This window comes from Mesorhizobium sp. M7A.F.Ca.CA.004.12.1.1 (assembly GCF_003997835.1).
In the GTDB taxonomy this organism is placed as follows: Bacteria; Pseudomonadota; Alphaproteobacteria; order Rhizobiales; family Rhizobiaceae; genus Mesorhizobium.
Genome location: NZ_RZRK01001541.1, coordinates 1 through 405 on the forward strand (window position 1 = coordinate 1; position 405 = coordinate 405).

1 pseudogene is annotated in these 405 nt (G+C 62.0%); it reads left to right on the plus strand.

From position 1 onward, the window contains the following. Positions 1 to 268 (plus strand): annotated as a pseudogene (locus tag EN984_RS37465) (xanthine dehydrogenase family protein molybdopterin-binding subunit); the annotation flags it as partial. Between the last annotated feature and the right edge of the window lie 137 nt (positions 269 to 405).

The following is a 405-nucleotide window of genomic DNA, read 5'->3' on the forward strand; positions in this document are numbered from 1 at the left end:
TTACGACAACAGCGGACAATTGCTGACCGCGAGCTACATGGACTACACCATGCCGCGCGCCGGCGATCTGCCGTCGTTCAAGGTCTCGACCTCGAACACGCCTTGCCCGGGCAATCCGTTGGGGATCAAGGGTTGCGGCGAGGCCGGCGCGATCGGCTCGCCGCCGGCGGTGATCAACGCTATCACCGACGCCATCGGCAGCAACGATCTTGCCATGCCGGCTTCGCCGTCCACCGTGTGGGCCGCGATCCGCGCGACGAAACATTGAACGCGAATGGCGAATAGGGGTAGCGAATAGGGAAGAGAATGTTCGCTACTTCCTGCTCGCTCTTTCACCCAGGGGAGAAAGACAAATGTACGCAGTCAACTATCATCGCCCCGCCTCGGTCGCCGATCCCGCCAACC